Here is a 1516-nt window from a genome sequence, read left to right on the forward strand (position 1 = left end):
GACCGGGCCGCAGCCTGCAGATCGACACACAGCAAGGCAAGGCGATGGTCGTGACCTATGTCGGCTACCGGCCGGATGGTTCCTCGCTCTTTCTGCAAGCCGGCGGTGTGCGCGCTGATGGACAGACGGCTTTCTCTGGCGACCTGCGCGAGTTTCGCAACGGCCCCGTACTCGGTGGCGCCCAAGGTCACGGCGAGGAAGCGGCCGACCTCGGGCAGATGCGCATCGATTTCGATTCTGCAACGACGGGAACGGTGACCCTGCCGGGCGACACCCCTCGCCGAATCGCGCGGTTCCAGTACGAGAACCACACGGCACGCTTCAATCAAAACTATCGGATCCGGAACATTGGCGGCACCAGCGTGACGGGGTATCCCGCCGTGCTGTCGTTTTCCGCGCGCGACGGCCAGTTCCGGTTGAATTACGGGTTTAGCGGCTCCCACAGCTGCTTATACACAGGCACCTACCGCATCGCGGGCCGAGGCATCGAAAGCTCGGGCACCTATTCCTGCGACAACGGGCAGCCCGTCGCCTACAACAATTATCGCTTCGAAGTGGACTCCAAAGGCCATCTGATAACCAACACGACTCCCGGTCGGCCGGGCGATATCGGCATTTGCGTCCGTTTCGATATCACGGCGCCCGGCTTGCAACGTCCCTGCAGCAGCGCGGAACTGAACACCTTGGCACCCTGAACCTCGTGCCCCCTGGGCGCGCGCGCACGCCATGCGAGGCGCGTGCGATGCCCCACCATGGACACCGTATCGACTATCGTGCAGTCCTATCGTAGATGCTGATCGCACCCGACAGCCGCTGTCCCGACGCGTGGCACACCGAGCCCGCTGCCGAAGACCAAACATCCAACGCAGCGCTCGACCTGGCAGTAAGGCGGCGCCTGCTTCAATCGTTCGCATCGCGTGGCGGGGCCTCGGAGATTCCTGCGCTCGTCATCCCGGGCGTACTGACATGGCTGCTTGCGCGCAGCGGAGCACCATCCGGCCAGATGCTCTTGTGGTGGGGGGCATTCCTCGCCTTCGCGGGCCTGCTGTTGGTCCTGCAGTGGCGCTTCCGCCGCGACGCCGCGCGGCCCGATGCTGAGGTGGTGCCTCGCTGGGAACGGATCTTCCAGGTGCTGGCAGTGGCGGACGGTTTGCTCTGGGTCGTGCCCATCGCACTCACACAGGGAGCACCCCAGGATTTCCTGGCTCCTGGTGTACCTCGTCATGTGTGCGGTGATCGCCTCCGGCACGACTTTCCTCGCGCCCCAGCCCCGCGTTTTCTTTCCGTTTTTCGTGGCGACGTACGGTCCGATCCTGGCCGCCGTGACATGGTATTTCCCCGAGCGCTGGCAGGCCATGCTCGCGCTGGTGGCTCTCTTTGGCGGCGTGATCTTGCGACATGCCTGGGGGTCGCGCCGATTCGTCGTGCAGCAGGTGGAAATGGAGCGCCAGCGGTTGCAGCTCGCAGAACGTTACCGAGCGGCCAAGGAGGAAGCGGAGCGCGCGCTGGAGGAAAA

Annotated in this window: 2 pseudogenes; both read left to right on the forward strand. The window is 64.5% G+C overall.

The features are described from left to right. Positions 1–695, forward strand: a pseudogene (locus AC27IQ_RS24370) (hypothetical protein); the annotation flags it as partial. A gap of 528 nt (positions 696–1223) precedes the next feature. Beyond that, positions 1224–1516, forward strand: a pseudogene (locus AC27IQ_RS24375) (ATP-binding response regulator); the annotation flags it as partial.

It is taken from the genome of Acidovorax sp. KPB24-07 (assembly GCF_057543315.1).